The sequence below is a fragment of the Actinomyces succiniciruminis genome (assembly GCF_900002405.1).
GTDB lineage: Bacteria > Actinomycetota > Actinomycetes > Actinomycetales > Actinomycetaceae > Actinomyces > Actinomyces succiniciruminis.
The window spans coordinates 74,783-91,443 of the sequence record NZ_LK995485.1 but is presented as its reverse complement, the minus strand read 5'-3'; the positions used below and the strand labels follow the sequence as shown (position 1 = coordinate 91,443).

The 16,661-nt window shown below is 69.7% G+C and carries 18 protein-coding genes; 14 read left to right on the top strand and 4 right to left on the bottom strand.

Annotated elements, in window-relative coordinates:
• Window positions 1–331: 331 nt before the first annotated feature.
• From secY to rplQ, 9 genes are all read left to right on the top strand, one after another.
• Window positions 332–1,624: a preprotein translocase subunit SecY gene (gene secY, locus BN1056_RS05190; protein WP_210579558.1), complete on the top strand. Its 1,293-nt coding sequence runs from the start codon at window positions 332–334 to the stop codon at window positions 1,622–1,624.
• A complete protein-coding gene (locus BN1056_RS05185; protein WP_244671518.1) occupies window positions 1,621–2,205 on the top strand; it encodes an adenylate kinase in 585 nt (194 codons plus the stop codon). Before secY ends, BN1056_RS05185 begins: the two co-directional genes overlap by 4 nt.
• Window positions 2,206–2,219: 14 nt before the next feature.
• A complete protein-coding gene (gene map / locus BN1056_RS05180) occupies window positions 2,220–3,101 on the top strand; it encodes a type I methionyl aminopeptidase (RefSeq protein WP_210579557.1) in 882 nt (293 codons plus the stop codon).
• 364 nt (window positions 3,102–3,465) lie between these two features.
• Window positions 3,466–3,687, top strand: coding sequence for a translation initiation factor IF-1 (gene infA, locus BN1056_RS05175; protein ID WP_003781847.1), 222 nt, complete (start codon window positions 3,466–3,468; stop codon window positions 3,685–3,687).
• Window positions 3,688–3,720: 33 nt separating this feature from the next.
• Complete coding sequence (rpmJ, locus tag BN1056_RS05170; RefSeq protein ID WP_073327519.1) at window positions 3,721–3,834, top strand: 50S ribosomal protein L36; 114 nt, start codon at window positions 3,721–3,723, stop codon at window positions 3,832–3,834.
• 159 nt (window positions 3,835–3,993) lie between these two features.
• Window positions 3,994–4,368 (top strand): 30S ribosomal protein S13, encoded by a 375-nt coding sequence (gene rpsM / locus BN1056_RS05165; RefSeq protein ID WP_073327517.1) that lies wholly within the window; start codon window positions 3,994–3,996, stop codon window positions 4,366–4,368.
• Window positions 4,369–4,425: 57 nt separating this feature from the next.
• Complete coding sequence (rpsK, locus tag BN1056_RS05160; RefSeq protein WP_073327516.1) at window positions 4,426–4,827, top strand: 30S ribosomal protein S11; 402 nt, start codon at window positions 4,426–4,428, stop codon at window positions 4,825–4,827.
• Window positions 4,828–4,986: 159 nt separating this feature from the next.
• Window positions 4,987–5,988 carry a DNA-directed RNA polymerase subunit alpha gene (locus BN1056_RS05155; protein ID WP_073327514.1) on the top strand — a complete coding sequence of 334 codons (1,002 nt, stop codon included), beginning with the start codon at window positions 4,987–4,989 and terminating at the stop codon, window positions 5,986–5,988.
• A gap of 30 nt (window positions 5,989–6,018) precedes the next feature.
• Window positions 6,019–6,789 carry a 50S ribosomal protein L17, sunset domain variant gene (rplQ, locus tag BN1056_RS05150; protein WP_210579556.1) on the top strand — a complete coding sequence of 257 codons (771 nt, stop codon included), beginning with the start codon at window positions 6,019–6,021 and terminating at the stop codon, window positions 6,787–6,789.
• A gap of 159 nt (window positions 6,790–6,948) precedes the next feature.
• On the opposite strand, the gene BN1056_RS05145 is transcribed toward rplQ, so the two are convergent.
• On the bottom strand, window positions 6,949–7,707 hold the full coding sequence (locus BN1056_RS05145; protein ID WP_108966228.1) for an ROK family protein: 759 nt from the start codon (window positions 7,705–7,707) through the stop codon (window positions 6,949–6,951).
• A 168-nt stretch (window positions 7,708–7,875) separates the two neighbouring features.
• Window positions 7,876–8,211 carry a transcriptional regulator gene (locus tag BN1056_RS05140; RefSeq protein WP_210579555.1) on the bottom strand — a complete coding sequence of 112 codons (336 nt, stop codon included), beginning with the start codon at window positions 8,209–8,211 and terminating at the stop codon, window positions 7,876–7,878.
• Between the two features lie 468 nt (window positions 8,212–8,679).
• Here BN1056_RS05140 and truA point away from each other — a divergent pair, with 468 nt between their 5' ends.
• The 4 genes from truA (at window position 8,680) to glmM (ending at window position 12,381) form a co-directional block, all read left to right on the top strand.
• A complete protein-coding gene (gene truA / locus BN1056_RS05135) occupies window positions 8,680–9,594 on the top strand; it encodes a tRNA pseudouridine(38-40) synthase TruA (protein WP_210579574.1) in 915 nt (304 codons plus the stop codon).
• 322 nt (window positions 9,595–9,916) lie between these two features.
• Window positions 9,917–10,360 carry a 50S ribosomal protein L13 gene (rplM, locus tag BN1056_RS05130; protein WP_210579554.1) on the top strand — a complete coding sequence of 148 codons (444 nt, stop codon included), beginning with the start codon at window positions 9,917–9,919 and terminating at the stop codon, window positions 10,358–10,360.
• 39 nt (window positions 10,361–10,399) lie between these two features.
• Window positions 10,400–10,891: a 30S ribosomal protein S9 gene (rpsI, locus tag BN1056_RS05125; protein ID WP_073327508.1), complete on the top strand. Its 492-nt coding sequence runs from the start codon at window positions 10,400–10,402 to the stop codon at window positions 10,889–10,891.
• Window positions 10,892–11,022: 131 nt separating this feature from the next.
• On the top strand, window positions 11,023–12,381 hold the full coding sequence (gene glmM / locus BN1056_RS05120) for a phosphoglucosamine mutase (protein ID WP_210579553.1): 1,359 nt from the start codon (window positions 11,023–11,025) through the stop codon (window positions 12,379–12,381).
• 179 nt (window positions 12,382–12,560) lie between these two features.
• Here glmM and BN1056_RS05115 read toward each other — a convergent pair whose 3' ends face one another.
• Together BN1056_RS05115 and BN1056_RS05110 are read right to left on the bottom strand one after the other, a co-directional pair.
• Window positions 12,561–14,069, bottom strand: coding sequence for an NAD(P)(+) transhydrogenase (Re/Si-specific) subunit beta (locus tag BN1056_RS05115; RefSeq protein WP_210579552.1), 1,509 nt, complete (start codon window positions 14,067–14,069; stop codon window positions 12,561–12,563).
• 4 nt (window positions 14,070–14,073) lie between these two features.
• A complete protein-coding gene (locus BN1056_RS05110) occupies window positions 14,074–15,630 on the bottom strand; it encodes a Re/Si-specific NAD(P)(+) transhydrogenase subunit alpha (RefSeq protein ID WP_210579551.1) in 1,557 nt (518 codons plus the stop codon).
• A gap of 280 nt (window positions 15,631–15,910) precedes the next feature.
• On the opposite strand from BN1056_RS05110, the gene BN1056_RS05105 reads away from it, so the two are divergent.
• The gene (locus BN1056_RS05105; RefSeq protein ID WP_244671517.1) at window positions 15,911–16,543 is read left to right on the top strand and encodes an NADPH-dependent F420 reductase; all 633 of its coding nucleotides are present in this window, start codon (window positions 15,911–15,913) and stop codon (window positions 16,541–16,543) included.
• The last annotated feature ends 118 nt before the right edge of the window (window positions 16,544–16,661 follow it).

The following is a 16,661-nucleotide window of genomic DNA, read 5'->3' as shown; positions in this document are numbered from 1 at the left end:
GATGTCCTGAGGCAGAACTGTCACCGATGTCCTGAGACATCACATCGCGGCTAGTGGTCGAATGTCTCCAAAACGCGTACGTGAGGCGGGAATTCGCACGTTCGAACAGTCGACGGACGTGCACTCGGTGCGGCGGGTTCGGGGCGGCGTGACCGATACCCCCGTCGTACGGTGCGGTACGGGCGTGGTGTCGGCGGCTCGGCGGGGTAGGGTGGCCCAGGGCTGTACCCTGGGGATATCCCCAGGTGCATCCCGGGCATCCGCCTACGCATCATGCACGTCGACGGATGCGCTGCCCCACGTCCGCAATCAGCCGCCCACAGGAGACCGAGTGTTCAGTGCGTTCATCCAGGCGTTCAAAACGCCGGACCTGAGGAGAAAGCTCCTGTTCACCCTGGGAATCATGGCCCTGTTCCGGTTCGGTTCCGTGCTGCCCACCCCCGGCGTGAACCTGGCCAACGTGCAGGTGTGCGTGGGGGAGGCCGAGGATGCGGGCCTGCTCGGCCTGATCAACATCTTCTCCGGTGGAGCGCTGCTGCAGCTGAGCGTATTCGCGCTGGGCATCATGCCCTACATCACCGCCTCCATCATCATCCAGCTGCTGCGCGTGGTGATCCCGCGCTTCGAGGAGCTGTACAAGGAGGGCCAGTCGGGCACCGCCAAGCTGACCGAGTACACCCGCTACCTCACGATCGGGTTGGGTGTGCTCCAGTCGGCCACAATTGTCGCCACCGCCGCAAACGGCAACCTGTTCACCGGCTGCTCGGTGGACGTCATCCCGAACGACTCCCCCCTGAACCTGGCGCTGATGATCGTCACCATGACCGCCGGCACCGGCCTGATCATGTGGCTGGGTGAGCTCATCACCGAGCACGGCATCGGCAACGGCATGTCCCTGCTGATCTTCACCTCGATCGTGGCGCGCATGCCGCAGAACCTGCTGTCCATCCTGGGCGGCTCCGGCGGCCTCTCCCGCTTCCTGGCCGTCGTCGCCATCATCCTGGTGGCCACACTCGCGGTGGTCTTCGTGGAGCAGGCCACCCGCCGCATCCCGGTGCAGTACGCCAAGCGCATGGTGGGACGGCGCCAGTACGGCGGCTCCACCACCTACATCCCCATCAAGATCAACACCGCCGGCGTCATCCCGGTCATCTTCGCCTCCTCCCTGCTGGCCATGCCGCAGCTGATCGCCCAGTTCGGCTCGCCCACCAGTTCCTGGGTGCAGTGGATCGCCACCAACCTGCGGCAGACCGACACGGTCTACCTGGTGGGCTACGCCCTGCTGATCTTCGCCTTCACGTTCTTCTACACGGCCATCACCTTCAACTCCGAGGAGATCGCCGACAACATGAAGCGCTACGGCGGCTTCATCCCCGGCATCCGTGCCGGTGAGCCGACGGTGCGCTACCTCAGCTACGTAATCAACCGGATCACCGCGGCGGGCTCCGTCTACCTGGTGATCCTGGCCCTGCTGCCGACGCTCGCCGTCATCTGGCTGGGCCTGTCCCAGAATCTGCCGTTCGGCGGCACGACCATCCTGATCATGGTGGGGGTCGGCCTGCAGACGGTTAAGGAAATCAACTCTCAGCTGCAGCAGCGGCACTACGAAGGGTTCCTCTCATGAGCGCACGTATGGTCATCCTCGGTCCCCCCGGAGCCGGCAAGGGCACCCAGGCAGCCCGCATTTGCGAGCGCCTGGGCATCCCCGCCATCTCCACCGGCGACATCTTCCGTGCGAACGTCGCCGGCGGCACCGAGTTGGGCCGCCAGGCCAAGCAGTACATGGACGCCGGCGAGTACGTGCCCGACTCGGTCACCAACGCCATGGTCGCCGACCGGCTGGCCGCCGACGACGCCGCCGACGGCTTCCTGCTGGACGGTTACCCCCGCACTGAGGCGCAGGTGCACGAGCTGGACAGCATGCTCGCCGCCGCCGACCTGTCCCTGGACGTGGTCCTGGAGATCACCGCGGACGCCGAGGTCGTGGTCCAGCGGCTGCTGGGGCGCGCCGCCGAGCAGGGCCGCACCGACGACACCGAACCGGTCATCCGTCGTCGCCTGGAGGTGTACGCGGAGCAGACCGCGCCGCTGGCCGCCCTGTACGAGCAGCGCGGGCTGCTGGTGCGCGCCGACGGCGTCGGCGCGCTGGATGAGGTCACCGACCGGATCATGAACGCGCTCGCCACGCGCGGCGTCACCGCCTGAAGGGGACACCCTCCATGCTGACGCGCGAGCGGATTCAGCTCAAGACCCCGGACCAGCTGCGGCACATGCGCCGGGCCGGGCTCGTCGTCGCCGATATCCACGCCGCCCTGCGGGAGGCCGTGCGCCCCGGCGTCACCACCGCAGAGCTTGACGCCGTCTCCGCCGACGCCATCGCCCGCGGCGGCGCCCGCTCCAACTTCCTGGGTTACTACGACTACCCGGCCACCGTCTGCATCTCCGTCAACGACGAGGTGGTTCATGGGATCCCGGGGGAGCGGGTGCTCGAGCCGGGCGACCTGGTCACCTTCGACTGTGGCGCCTACATCCTCGACGACGCCGGCACCCAGTGGCACGGCGACGCCGCCTTCACCACCGTAGTGGGCGGCCGCTATGCCTCCGAGTCCGATCGGGTGCTGGACACCACCACCCGGCAGGCCCTGTGGGACGCGATCGCCGCCGTCGCCCGTGCCGCCGCAGGCGAAGTCACTGGGCGAGCCGCACGGTTGAACACGGTTGGCGACACGGTCGAGGCCACCGTTGCTGCGGTGAGCGAGCGTGAGGGGGTGCATCTGGGCATCCTGCAGGACTACGTGGGCCACGGCATCGGTACCGCCATGCACATGGCCCCCGACGTGCTCAACTATTCCGTCAAGCACAAGGGCCCCAAGCTCCGGGCGGGCATGGTACTCGCCATCGAGCCGATGCTCACCGCCGGTGGCACGAAGGTGGACGAGCTCGACGACGGCTGGACCGTGGTCACGCGGGACGGTTCGCACGCCGCCCAGTGGGAGCACACGGTCGCGCTCGTGCCCGGTGGAGTGTGGGTGCTGACCGCCCCCGATGGGGGAGTGGAGGGCCTGGCCCCCTACGGCCTGGAGCCCAAGCCCCTGGACTGACTACTCTGCTGTCCTGCTGTCCTGCGCCCGCGATCGCCGAGGTCGGTGGAACTTACGTGCCGAGGTCGGTGGAACTTACGTGCCGAGGTCGGTCGTGCCGGGAGCGAGGCGGGTGTTGGCGACGCGCCGGAGTCGAGGTGCGCAGTGTGTCGGGAAACACCGCCGGATAATGCCCCTCCGCGGTGGTCAGCCGCGGCGGGTTTGCCGTATCGTTGGCGATCGGCGCGTCCAGGACGCGGTGCCATACCATTTTGTCCGCCGGCTCTCCGGCTTCCCGCGAGGTGGGGTGGCGCGTCCAGCGCACCATGCCGGCGGCGTCGTCGCCGGAGGGAGTATCCAGCGAGAAAGCAACCGACGGAGGAACATGGCTAAGAAGGACGGCGTCATCGAGGTCGAGGGATCGGTCGTCGAGGCCCTTCCGAACGCGATGTTCCGGGTCGAGCTGAGCAACGGGCACGTCGTGCTCGCGCACATCTCGGGCAAGATGCGGCAGCACTACATCCGCATCCTGCCGGAGGACCGCGTGGTCGTTGAGCTCAGCCCCTACGACCTGTCGCGTGGCCGCATCGTCTACCGGTACAAGTGACAGTCCTCCTTGCCGGGAGGACGGAGGAACAACATGAAGGTCAAGCCGAGCGTCAAGAAGATCTGTGACAACTGCAAGGTGATTCGTCGCCACGGCAAGGTCATGGTCATCTGCGACAACCCGCGGCACAAGCAGCGTCAGGGCTGACACCCGCGCGTCGCCGGCCTGGGGTCGGCGGCAAAACAACTCAGCACTCACCCCAGTGGCGCCTCGCGCCACCACCCCCGGTTCCTGGAGGCCGGGGCCACCGGAAGGCGGTGGAGGGGATGGGTGACGACCTCCGGGAGCACACAGGAGAACCACACAGTGGCACGCATTTCCGGCGTCGACCTGCCTCGCGAGAAGCGAGTCGAGGTCGCGCTCACCTACATCTACGGGATCGGACGCACCCGCGCCCAGAAGACCCTCGAGGCCACCGGGGTCAACCCGGACACCCGGGTCAAGGACCTGACGGAGGACGAGCTGGTCGCGCTGCGCAACCACATCGACTCCAGCTACCAGGTCGAGGGCGACCTGCGTCGTGAGGTCCAGGCGGACATCCGCCGCAAGATTGAGATCGGCTCCTACCAGGGCCTGCGCCACCGCCGGCACCTGCCGGTCCGCGGCCAGCGCACCAAGACCAACGCCCGCACTCGCAAGGGCCCCAAGCGCACCGTGGCCGGTAAGAAGAAGGCCAAGTAACCAGCCGTTATCCGGGCGCCGCAGGCCCGGAACTAGACCTCACTCGAAGAAGGAAGCATGCCCCCTAAGACTCGTTCCACCGCGCGCAAGCCGCGCCGCAAGGACCGTAAGAACGTCACCCACGGTCACGCCTACATCAAGTCCACCTTCAACAACACCATCGTGTCCCTGACGGACCCCAACGGCGCCGTCATCGCCTGGGCCTCCTCCGGCCAGGTCGGTTTCAAGGGCTCGCGCAAGTCGACGCCGTACGCCGCTCAGCTCGCCGCCGAGGCTGCCGCCCGCCGCGCCCAGGACCACGGCATGAAGAAGGTCGACGTGTTCGTCAAGGGCCCCGGCTCCGGCCGCGAGACCGCGATCCGCTCCCTCCAGGCCGCCGGCCTCGAGGTCGGCTCGATCACCGACGTGACCCCGCAGGCGCACAACGGCTGCCGCCCGCCGAAGCGGCGCCGCGTCTGAGGCTCGACCCTGCGGTCGGCGCCTCCCCACAAAAGCTGGGGACGACGTAGGCCATTGGCTCCGCCCGGACAGGACGGGCCGGCCGCCGACTCATGTCGGCGGCCAACACCATGAGGAACGGCGTCATATAGCGGGCGCCGCGACGAAAGGAAACCCCTAGTGCTCATTGCACAGCGACCCACACTCTCCGAGGAGGTCATTGAGGAGGACCGCCGCTCGCGGTTCATCCTTGAGCCCCTCGAGCCCGGCTTCGGCTACACGCTCGGAAACTCCCTGCGTCGCACGCTGCTGTCCTCCATCCCGGGCGCGGCCGTGACCTCCGTCCGTATTGAGGGCGTGCCCCACGAGTTCCGCACCATTGCCGGGGTCAAGGAGGACGTCGCCCAGATCATCCTGAATATCAAGGAGATCGTCCTGTCGTCCGAGAACGACGAGCCGGTGGTCATGTACCTGCGCAAGTCCGGACCGGGCGTCGTCGTCGCCGGCGACATCACCCCGCCGGCGGGCGTGGAGATCCACAACCCCGAGCTGGTGATCGCCACTCTCAACGAGAAGGGCAAGCTGGAGATCGAGCTGACGGTCGAGCGCGGCCGCGGCTACGTGTCCGCCAACCAGAACAAGGACCCGAACGCCGAGATCTCGCGTATTCCGGTCGACTCCATCTACTCACCGGTCAAGAAGGTCTCCTACGCGGTGGAGGCCACCCGTGTGGAGCAGCGCACGGACTTCGACCGCCTGGTGGTGGACGTGGAGACCAAGGCCTCCATGACCCCGCGCGACGCGCTGGCCTCCGCCGGCAAGACGCTGGTTGAGCTGTTCGGGCTGGCCCGTGAGCTCAACGTCGAGGCCGAGGGCATCGAGGTCGGCCCCTCGCCGATGGATCAGGCCCTGCAGCAGGACCTGGCCATGATGATTGATGAGCTGGACCTGCAGGCCCGCTCCTCCAACGCCCTCAAGCGCGAGGGCATCCACACCGTCGGTGAGCTCGTCGCGCGCAGCGAGGCTGACCTCCTCGACATCCGCAACTTCGGTGCAAAGTCGATCTCCGAGATCAAGGACAAGCTGGCCGAGCTCGGGCTGTCCCTCAAGGGGTCCCCGGTCGACTACGCCCCGGAGGGCGACTACACCAACCCCACCTTCAGCGACGAGCAGCAGGCCTGACGCCGGCTCGCCATTCCACTAGGAGACAACATGCCTCGCCCCACCAAGGGTCCCCGGCTGGGCGGATCCCCCCAGCACGAGCGTCACATGCTGGCCAACCTGGCCACGCAGCTCATCATCCACGAGTCGATCACGACCACGGAGGCACGCGCCCGGCGCCTGCGGCCCTACGTCGAGAAGCTCATCACCAAGGGCAAGCGCGGCGACCTTCACGCCCGCCGCACCGTGATGAAGAAGGTGACGGACAAGTACGCCGTCTACCGCCTCTTCGACGAGATCGCCCCGCAGATGGCCGAGCGCGACGGCGGCTACACCCGCATCATCAAGACCGCGCCGCGCCGGGGCGACAACGCCCCCATGGCGCAGATCTCGCTGGTGCTGGAGCCGGTCGCCAAGAAGGCCGTCGTCGACGACGCCGTCCGCACCGCCAAGCGTGCGGCCGAGCAGGCCGTGGCCGAGGTTGAGGAGGCCGCCGCCGAGGTCGAGGCCGAGGAGACTCCGGCCGACGACGTCGCCGAGGTTGCCGTGGAGGAGACCGAGGCCGCTGACGAGGCCGCTGTCGACGAGACTTCCGGCAAGCCCGTCTACGCCGGCTCGGTGCGCCTGGAGAAGGGCTCCACCGAGGCACCCGACGCCGACCACGAGGTCAAGGGCAACGAGGACTCCATGAAGTACCACGTGCCCGGCTCCCGCTGGTACGACAACACGGTGGCCGAGGTCTGGTTCGCCTCCGCCGAGGACGCCGAGGCCGCGGGCTTCGCCCCCGCCGGCGGTGCCGCCGCGCAGAAGGTCAAGAAGTGAGCCGGTCCCGGTAGGGTCTGAGCGCTGGTGGGCCGCAAGGCTCACACAAACAAGGGAGGGCCGGTCGCCGCGAGGTGACCGGCCCTCCCTGCGTCTCAGCGTCGGGCTTGCGGAGCCGGAGGCGGTAGCGGGGCGGGGCCGTCAGGCGGGATGGGGCCGTCAGGGCCGGGCCATCTCCCAGCAGCGGGCTCCGCCGGTCATGCCGGCCTCGTTGGGCACGACGACGACGTCGTCGCCGATCTTGTCGAGCTGGAAGGCGGTGATGCGGCGGGAGTTGCCGCCGCCCAGGTAGAGCCGGTCCCACATGTACATGGGGCGCAGTGCCTCGACCACGCGCCGCACCCGCCGCGACCAGTGGGCGTCCCCCAGGCGCAGGCGCTCGTGCTCGCCGATGTAGTCGTCATAGCTAAGACCCCAGCGGACCGGCCCCTGAGAGACCTCTACGTGCGGGGCGAGCACGCCGTTGTCGAAGACGGCGTTGCCCAGACCCGTCCCCAGGGTCACGATCATCTCCAGGCCGTGGCCGGTGACGACGCCGGCGCCGGCCACCTCGGCGTCGTTGAGCACCAGCACCGGGCGGCCGAGGGTCTCCTGTAGTCGCCCGCCCATGTCGAAGCGCGCCCAGGCCTCCACCAGCTCCGGCAGGACGCGGGAGCGGGGGCCGTCCTTGGTGATGTAGTGGGGGGTGGCGATGACGACCCCGTGGCGGATCATGCCGGGCATGCCGACGGTCACCCGGTCGGCGGGCGGCAGCTGGTCGGCCAGGTCCTTGATGGTGTCCACCAGCAGTTCCGGCGGCAGCGGGTAGGGGGTGGGAGTGCGCAGGGCGCGGGAGATGATGGCGCCGTCGGCGTCGAGCACGGAGGCCTTGATGCCGCCGCCGCCGCAGTCGACGCTGAGCGTGGTCGTAGTGGTCACGCCCCGACGCTACCGCCTTGGCGGCGGCCGACGCAGTTTCCCGTCCGCGTCGGTCGATGCGCCCGTGCTCACGAATCGCGCCCGACCCTGCCAAGGCAAACTCGTCGCCGGCCAATACGTTGAGCGCCAGATTCGTCGAGTGCCGCTGTTCGTCAGCCAGGCGACCGACTACCATGCGAGTCCACGCAGTTCGGGGAATCGCCCTTCCCAAAGCGTGACGATTCGCTGGTCGAGGTTCAGAGTCGGCCACAGTGCCACGAGTCGGTTGCGGTTGATGAACCTCCGCTGGTCGTCCACGGTCCCTTCAGCTAGAACAGCCTGGTAGACGATCTGCGCTTGTGGGTCTCGAGCAACGTCATAAGTACGGGCTCCGGGAGCCCAGCGCACGCGCAGGGGGAGGGTGACCTCGCCTGCGGCAGGTCCGATCAGCTCATCCAGCGTGGTTGGCGCTTCGACGGGTTTGATGTCTCGGAACCGCACACGCTCCGCAGTGTGTTCAGTCATGTCCCCTCGGCCTCCTCGTTTCCAGGTTACGCCGGCCGCTGGAAGCGGTCTACGCAAGGTGTAGGCCTTGGGGGCTTGACCCGGACTTCATGTGCGAAGCGTGCCTGGCGGCCGGGCGTCACCGCCGTCGAGTTGCGTGGCTAGAGCCTTCGTGCCCGGGCGTGCGCGCGGGGGAGTGGGCTTGTGCTCTTGCAGGTGTCGGGCTGTGCTGCTGTTTGCTGTTGCACGACCCTGGGCCGCGTTGCACGACCTTGGGGTGTTTTGCACGACCCCGGGGTGGTCGTGGAATGCACCCCAAGGTCGTGCAACGCCACCAAGTTCGTGCAAGCGACATGCGGCCCGACGTCTAGCACCGAGGCGGACGGGTGAAGGCAGCACCCGGGCTGTGGTCTCATGGTGCCCATGAGCGACGCCGAGCCCACGCGCCATGATGACCCTACGTACGACGCCGACCCCGCCCGCACCGACATGGTGCGCGTGCGCCTGGACCTGGCTTACGACGGCACCGGTTTTCACGGCTGGGCGGCCCAGCCCGGACAGCGCACCGTCGAGGGTGTACTGACCGACGCCCTGGCCACCGTGCTGCGGACCCCGGTGCGGCTGACGGTGGCCGGGCGCACCGACGCCGGCGTGCACGCGAGCGGGCAGGTCGCCCACCTCGACGTGCCCACCGCGGCCTGGCGGGCACTGCCAGGCCGCTCCACGCGTACCCCCGAGCAGGCCCTGCTTGACCGGCTCGCCGGCGTGCTCGCCCGCGAGGCTCAACACGGACCCGTCCCGGCCCCGCGCGGTGCCGGCGACCTGGTGGTCCACGGGGCGCGCCTGGTCCCCGCCGCCTTCGACGCCCGCTTCTCCGCGCTGACCCGCCGCTACCGCTACCGCATCGCCGACGGCGGCCCCGCCGGCGCCCCGCGCGACCCCGCCCGCCGCGGCCAGGTCCTGTGGGTGAACGAGCGGCTCGACGTCGACGCCATGCAGACGTCCGCCCACCCCCTGCTGGGCGAGCACGACTTCCTGTCCTACTGCCGCCCCCGCGAGGGCGCCACCACCATCCGCACCCTGAAAGAGCTCTCCTGGCGGCGTGTGCCCGCCGACGCCCCCGGCCCCGACGGCGGCCTGGTCACCCTCACCGTCGTCGCCGACGCCTTCTGTCACTCCATGGTGCGCTCCCTGGTGGGCGCCGCCCTCGAAGTCGGGACTGGGAGGCGCGACGTCGACTGGCCCGTCCGGCTGCTGGACGCCCGCAGCCGTCAGCAGGCGGCACCCGTCGCCCCCGCCCACGGCCTCACCCTTCAGGAGGTCATCTACCCGGACGACGCCGAGCTGGCCGCTCAGGCCGAGCGGGCCCGCACGCTGCGCCGGGCACCGGGTTGTTGCGATTGACCGCGCGGCTGGTGGCGCGGTCGGCGCAGGCGCGAGCCCACGTCGGCGGGTGCGTGCCGACCGCCGTTGCGCCGTCGGCGAGTCGCACGGCGGCGTGTCAGGTTTCACGGCCGCCCGGGTGCCGGCGGCTTTGACCGTCCCCGAAGCCGCCGGTAGGGTAGGGGATCGTCGTGCAGCACGCGATCACGCTTGTGGTGCCATCCCACTCGCCACTTGCGGCCGGTGCTCCGACCACCTCATCTGACCATGGCGGTCCCGCCGGATGCCAGCGCCTGCGCTGTTTCCGCGTGTCCGCCCGCCAAGAGAAACGAAGGCAACGCCAGTGCGCACGTACACACCGAAGCCCGGCGACGTCAAGAAGAACTGGTACGTCATTGACGCCAGCGACGTCGTGCTCGGCCAGCTCGCAGCCCAGGCTGCAACCCTGCTCCGTGGGAAGCACAAGCCGCAGTTCGCGCCGAACGAGGACTGTGGCGACTACGTCGTCATCATCAACGCCGACAAGGTCGTCCTCACCCGCGGCAAGGCCGACAAGAAGTTCGCCTACCGCCACTCCGGCTACCCGGGCGGCCTGACCGCCGTCTCCTACCGGGAGCTGCTGGCCACCAACCCCGAGCGGGCCGTCCAGAAGGCCATCAAGGGCATGCTGCCCCACACCCGCCTGGGCCGCGCCCAGCTGAAGAAGCTGAAGGTGTACGCCGGTCCGGAGCACCCGCACGCCTCCCAGAACCCGCAGAGCTACCAGCTCACCCAGGTCACCCAGTAAGCGCCCAGCGCCCGGCACCCGACAAGCAAAGGACACATCGTGGCTGAGACCACCGTCGACATCGACGCGCTGGACGAGGACAACGCCCCCGCCAGCTACACCACCGAATCCACCCCCACCGAGGGACGCGGCCAGTCCATCACCGCCCCTGGCATGGGACTCGGCCGCCGCAAGGAGGCCGTCGCCCGCGTCCGCCTCATCCCCGGCACCGGCCAGTGGAAGATCAACGGCCGCACCCTGGAGGACTACTTCCCCAACAAGCTGCACCAGCAGCTCGTGCGCGCCCCCTTCACCATCCTCGAGCTCGAGGGCCGCTTCGACGTCATCGCCCGCATCAACGGCGGCGGCATCTCCGGCCAGGCCGGCGCCCTGCGCCTGGGCATCGCCCGCGCCCTGAACGAGATCGACCGTGAGGCCAACCGTCCGGCCCTGAAGAAGGCCGGCTTCCTCACCCGTGACGCCCGCATCGTGGAGCGCAAGAAGGCCGGTCTGCACAAGGCCCGCCGCGCCCCGCAGTACTCCAAGCGCTGACCGCGGCGGCGCCCCTCCGGGGCGCCCCGAAGCGCATATTTCACGTCGGTGGCCGTCTTTCTTCGGGGAGGCGGCCACCGGTTTGCGCTCCGGCGTGGAATGATGGGGCCGTCTACCCACAGGAGGATCCCATGTCACGACTCTTCGGCACCGACGGCGTCCGCGGACTCGCCAACGAACTGCTCACCCCTGATCTCGCAGTCAGCCTCGGCCGGGCCGCGGCCAGTGTCCTGGTCGGCTCGGATGACTCCCCCCACCGGCTGGGTCGCCGCCCCCGCGCCGTCGTCGGCCGCGACACCCGCGCCAGCGGCGAGTTCCTCGACCACGCCATCAGCGCCGGCCTGGCCGCCTCCGGCATGGATGTCACCCGCGTCGGCGTGCTGCCCACCCCCGCCATCGCTCACCTGACCGCCAGCCAGGACGTCAGCCTCGGCGTGGTCATCTCCGCCTCCCACAACCCCTTCCCGGACAACGGCATCAAGTTCTTCGCCCGCGGCGGCTACAAGCTCGAGGACGCCGTGGAGGACCGCATCGAGGCGGCCCTGAACGAGGACCTGCCCCGCCCCACCGGCGCCGCCGTCGGCCGCGTCATCAAGGGCGAGACGGTCGCCGACCAGACCTACATCAACCACCTGGTGGACTCCGTAGCCACCGACCTGTCTGGCCTGCGCATCGTGGTGGACGCCTCCAACGGCGCCGCCAGCAACGTCGGCCCCGCCGCCCTGCGCTCCGCCGGCGCCGAGGTCATCGCCATCAACGCGTCCCCGGACGGGCTGAACATCAACGCCGACTGCGGTTCCACCCACCCCGAGCAGCTGCAGTCGTACGTGCGCAGCGTCGGCGCGGACATGGGGGTCGCCTATGACGGGGACGCCGACCGCTGCATGGCCGTGGACGCAGACGGCAACCTGGTGGACGGCGACCAGATCATGGGCCTGCTGGCCGTGGGCATGAAGGCCGACGGCACGCTCGGCTCCGACACTCTGGTGGTCACCGTCATGAGCAACCTGGGCCTGATCCTGGCCATGCGCGAGCACGGCATCCGCATTGTGCAGACCGGCGTGGGCGACCGCTACGTGCTAGAGAAGATGCTGCAGGGCGGCTACACCCTCGGCGGCGAGCAGTCCGGGCACGTCATCGACACCATCCACGCCACCACCGGTGACGGCGTGCTCACCTCGCTGCGTGTGGCCGCCCGCATGAAGCGCACCGGCAAGTCCCTGGCCGAGCTGGCCAGCATTGTGCAGCGCCTGCCGCAGACGCTCATCAACGTCCCCGGCGTGGACAAGGCCGCCGCCGGCACCAACAAGGCGGTGCAGGACGCCGTCGCCGACGCCGAGAAGCAGCTGGGGGAGACCGGCCGGGTGCTGCTGCGCCCGTCGGGCACCGAGCCGCTGGTGCGCGTGATGGTGGAGGCCGCCAGCCAGGAGGAGGCCGACCGCGTGGCCGCCGGCCTGGCCGCCGTCGTTAAGGACAACCTCGCACTGTGATCGCGCGGCCCGGCTCGCTGCGCTGACCCGCGCCGCCTGACGTGCGACTTCCCGCCCCGCGTGCGCGAGAGGCAAATGCGTATGTGAGAGGGACTTAGACGGACGACCGGGCCCCACACCGTTTGCGGTGCGGGGCCCGGTCCAATTCCGGGGAGAGCTCACCGGTTCACTGCACGTGCTCACTCCATGGCGCGGATGACTTCCTCCACGGTCTCCTTGGCGTCGCCGAAGAGCATGGAGGTGTTGTCCTTGAAGAACAGCGGGTTCTGCACGCCGGCGTAGCCGGTGGCCATGGAGCGCTTGAACACCACGACCTTGGCGGCATCCCAAACCCGCAGCACTGGCATGCCGGCGATGGGGGAGCCGGGCTCCTCCGCGGCGGGGTTGACCGTGTCATTCGCACCGATGACCAGCACCACGTCGACGTCGGAGAAGCTGTCGTTGACCTCGTCCATCTCCAGCACCAGGTCGTAGGGGACCTTCGCCTCCGCCAGCAGCACGTTCATGTGCCCGGGCAGGCGGCCGGCCACGGGGTGGATGCCGAAGGTGACGTCCACGCCCTCCCCGCGCAGCATCTCCGTCAGCGTCGCCACGGGGTACTGGGCGTGCGCCACGGCCATGCCGTAGCCGGGAGTGATCACCACGCGCTTGGCGTCCTGCAGCGCCCGGGCGACGGCGCCCACGTCGGTCTGCTGGATGGTGCCCTCCTCGCCCGCGGCGGGGGCGGCCACCGCGCCCTCGGTGCCGTAGCCGCCCAGCAGCACGGACATGAAGGAGCGGTTCATTGCCTGGCACATCAGGTAGGACAGGTAGGCGCCGGAGGAGCCCACCAGTGCGCCGGTGATGATCAGCAGGTCGTTGTTGACCATGAAGCCGGTGAAGGCGGAGGCCCAACCGGAGTAGGAGTTCATGATGGCGACGACCACGGGCATGTCACCGCCGCCGATCGCCACCACCAGGTGGGCGCCCAGGGCCAGGGCGATCACCGTCATCACCGCCAGGCACACCCAGGCCGCCGTCGACCCCGCAGGCAGCAGGATGAAGGCGACCATGAGTACGAGGCTGACCAGCAGAGCGGCGAGATTGAGCCTATTGCGCCCCGGCAGGGTGATCGGGCGGCCCGGGACACGCCCGGCCAGCTTCAGAGCGGCAAGCACCGAGCCGGTGAAGGTCACGGCGCCGACGAACACACCCAGGAACACCTCGCCCAGGTGGAAGCCGCCCAGCGACTCGGCCAGTTCGTCGGGGGAGGCGTAGGAGCTGTAGCCCACCAGCACGGCGGCCAGACCTACCAGCCCGTTCAGGACCGCGATCAGCTGCGGCATGCCGGTCATGGCTACCCGCCCGGCCAGCAGCATGCCGATCACGGCGCCGATGCCGAGGGCCAGGGCGATCAGGATGGCGGTGGTGGCCACGCCCTGTCCGGGGTCGGAGGTCAAAGCCAGGCCGATGGCGGCCGCGACCGCGACCACCATGCCGACGGCGCCGGCGATGTTCCCGGCGACCGCGGTCTCGTGCCGGGACAGTCCGGCGGCGGCGGCGATGAACAGCACCGCCGCGGCGACATAGGCCAGGGCCACCGGCGAGGGCAGGGTCAGGCTGACGGTGTCGCTTGCAGCGGCGGGGAGCGATGCCGACACGGCCGCTGACGTGAATGCGGGCAGGGAGACAACAGCTGCGCAGGACATGCCCTCACTCCTTCCTGAACATGGCGAGCATGCGGTTGGTGACCGCGAAGCCGCCGAAGACGTTGATGGACGCGAGCAGGATCGCGATGAAGGCGACGGCGCTGATCGCCGGGTTGGCGTTGCCGACCTGCGAGATGGCGCCGAGCAGGATGATGCCGGAGATCGCATTGGTCACCGACATCAGCGGCGTGTGCAGTGCCGGGGTCACGTTGGAGATGACGTGGAATCCCAGGATGACCGCCAGGGCCAGCACGATGTAGTGGCTGGTGGCGGCCGCGGGGGTGACCAGCACCAGGACGGCGACTGCGACGGCGGCCAGCGCGAGGCCGATGGTCATGCGCCGGCGTGAACGGGCCCGGGCGGCGGCCTGGGCCTCGGCGTCGGCGGAGGCATCGGGGGCCGGCTCGGGGGTCGGGGCCGCCGGCGCCTTGGGGGCGGCCGAGACCGCCACGGGCGGCGGCGGCCACAGCAGTTCGCCGGCCTGGCACACGGTGATGGCCCGCACCACCTGGTCGTCCAGGTCCAGGGTCAGGTCGCCGTCCTTGGCGGGGGTGACCAGGGTAAGCAGGTTGAGGATGTTGCGGCCGTACAGCTGGGAGGCCTGGGCGGGCAGACGCTCGGCCAGGTCGGTGTAGCCGACGATGGTCACACCGGAGTCGGTGGTGACCACCTCACCGGGCACGGTCAGCTCGGTGTTGCCTCCGTTGGCGGCCGCCATGTCCACGATCACCGAGCCGGGGCGCATGGCGTCGATCGCGGCGCGGTCCAGCAGCAGCGGGGCGCGGCGGCCGGGGATGTTCGCCGTCGTGATCACGATGTCCGCGGCGGCGGACTGCTCCGCATACAGGGCGTTCGCCAGCGCCGCCTGGTCGGTACTCATCTCCTTGGCGTAGCCGTCGGCGGACACCTCCTGGGCGGTGGGCACGGGTACGAACTCGGCCCCCACCGACTTGACCTGGTCGGCCACCTCGGGGCGCACGTCGGTGCCCTTGACGACGGCGCCCAGGGAGTAGGCGGTACCGATGGCGGCCAGGCCGGCCACGCCCGCGCCGATCACGTACACGGAGGCGGGCGGGAACTTGCCGGCGGCGGTCACCTGGCCGTTGAGCAGGCGGCCGAAGTGCGCGGCGGCCTCGATGACGGCCCGGTAGCCGGCCAGGTTCGCCTGGGAGGAGAGCACGTCCATGCTCTGTGCCCGGGAGATGCGCGGCACGGTGTCGATTGCCAGGGCGGTGAGGGAATGGTCCTGCAGGCTCTGCACGAGCTCGGGATGGCGGGCGGGGTCGAGCCTGCCGATGAGGGTGGCGCCCGGGTGCATGAGGTCCAGCTCGGCGTCGTCGGGCGCATAGGCGGTGACGACGACGTTGCAGCCCCAGGTCTCGGCGCGGTCGGCGAGCTGCGCGCCTGCCTCCTCATAGGCGTCGTCGGGGAACTGGGCCGGTGCCCCGGCTCCGCGCTGGACGACGACGTCGTAGCCCAGACGGATCAGCTGTTCCACTGTCTGCGGCGTGGCCGCGGTCATGGAGCGGTCCGGAGGCTGGCAGGGGATTCCAAGACGCATAGAAGCTCCTTTCAGCGGGCGCGCCCGGTGGCGCGGCGGCGACCGCGGGTTGGGGAATACGGGCGCGCGTGGTGACTCACGCAACAGTAGAACGCGTCGGGGTGGGTGTCACGCGGCGTCTCACCGCCGCGGGCCTTGGGCGGTGCGAAGCGGTTGTGGGTGGGCCGCCCGCGTCGGTGGAGGATGTGGCTCGACTCACTTAAAAGCTCTCTTGCGGGAAGTGGGTTACCGAGAGAGAGTAATACCCGTCGGAACCACCGCACGCAGTAAGGAGAACTTCGTGGCTGCTGCATCCCTCCCGTCCGTTACCGTCTTCGGAGCCGGTGCCATCGGCTCCGCCGTCGCCCAGCTCGCCGTCAAGGCCGGCGCCTCCGTCCAGGTGCTTGCCCGCGACGCCGCGAAGGCCGCCGCTGCTGCCGACGGCGCCACCGCCGGAACCGTCGGCGACGCCGTCACCGGCGACCTGGTCGTCCTGGCTCTGCCCTTCCCGGCCATCGCCGAGGTGCTGTCCGCCTACCCCGCGGAGGCCTTCGCCGGCAAGATCGTCGTCGACCCCTCCAACCCGATCGACTTCGGCACGCTCGACTCCGTCGTCGCCCCCGGCTCCTCCGCCGCCGCGGAGCTCGCCGAGCGCCTGCCTGGAGCGCAGGTCGTCAAGGCCTTCAACACGAACTTCGCCGCGACCCTCGCCGCCGGCACCATTGCCGGTGAGCCGGTCACCGTCTATGCCGCCGCGGACAGCGAGGACGCCAAGGCGACCCTGCGCGCTCTCGTGGAGGCGGCCGGCCTGGCCTATGTGGACGCCGGAGCGCTCAAGCGGGCGCATGAGCTGGAGGCCATGGGTGCGCTCCAGATCGGCCTGGCCCTGAGCGAGCAGGTCACCTGGACCGGAGGCTTCGCCGTCATCAAGTGAACCCGTCCGCCGGGTAACCCACTAACCGTGTGACGCGTGCGCCCGCCGCCCCCGACTCGGGGCGGCGGGCGCAGCCCTGTGCGCTGTACCTTTCTCAGAGGCCGGTAGAATCCCATGG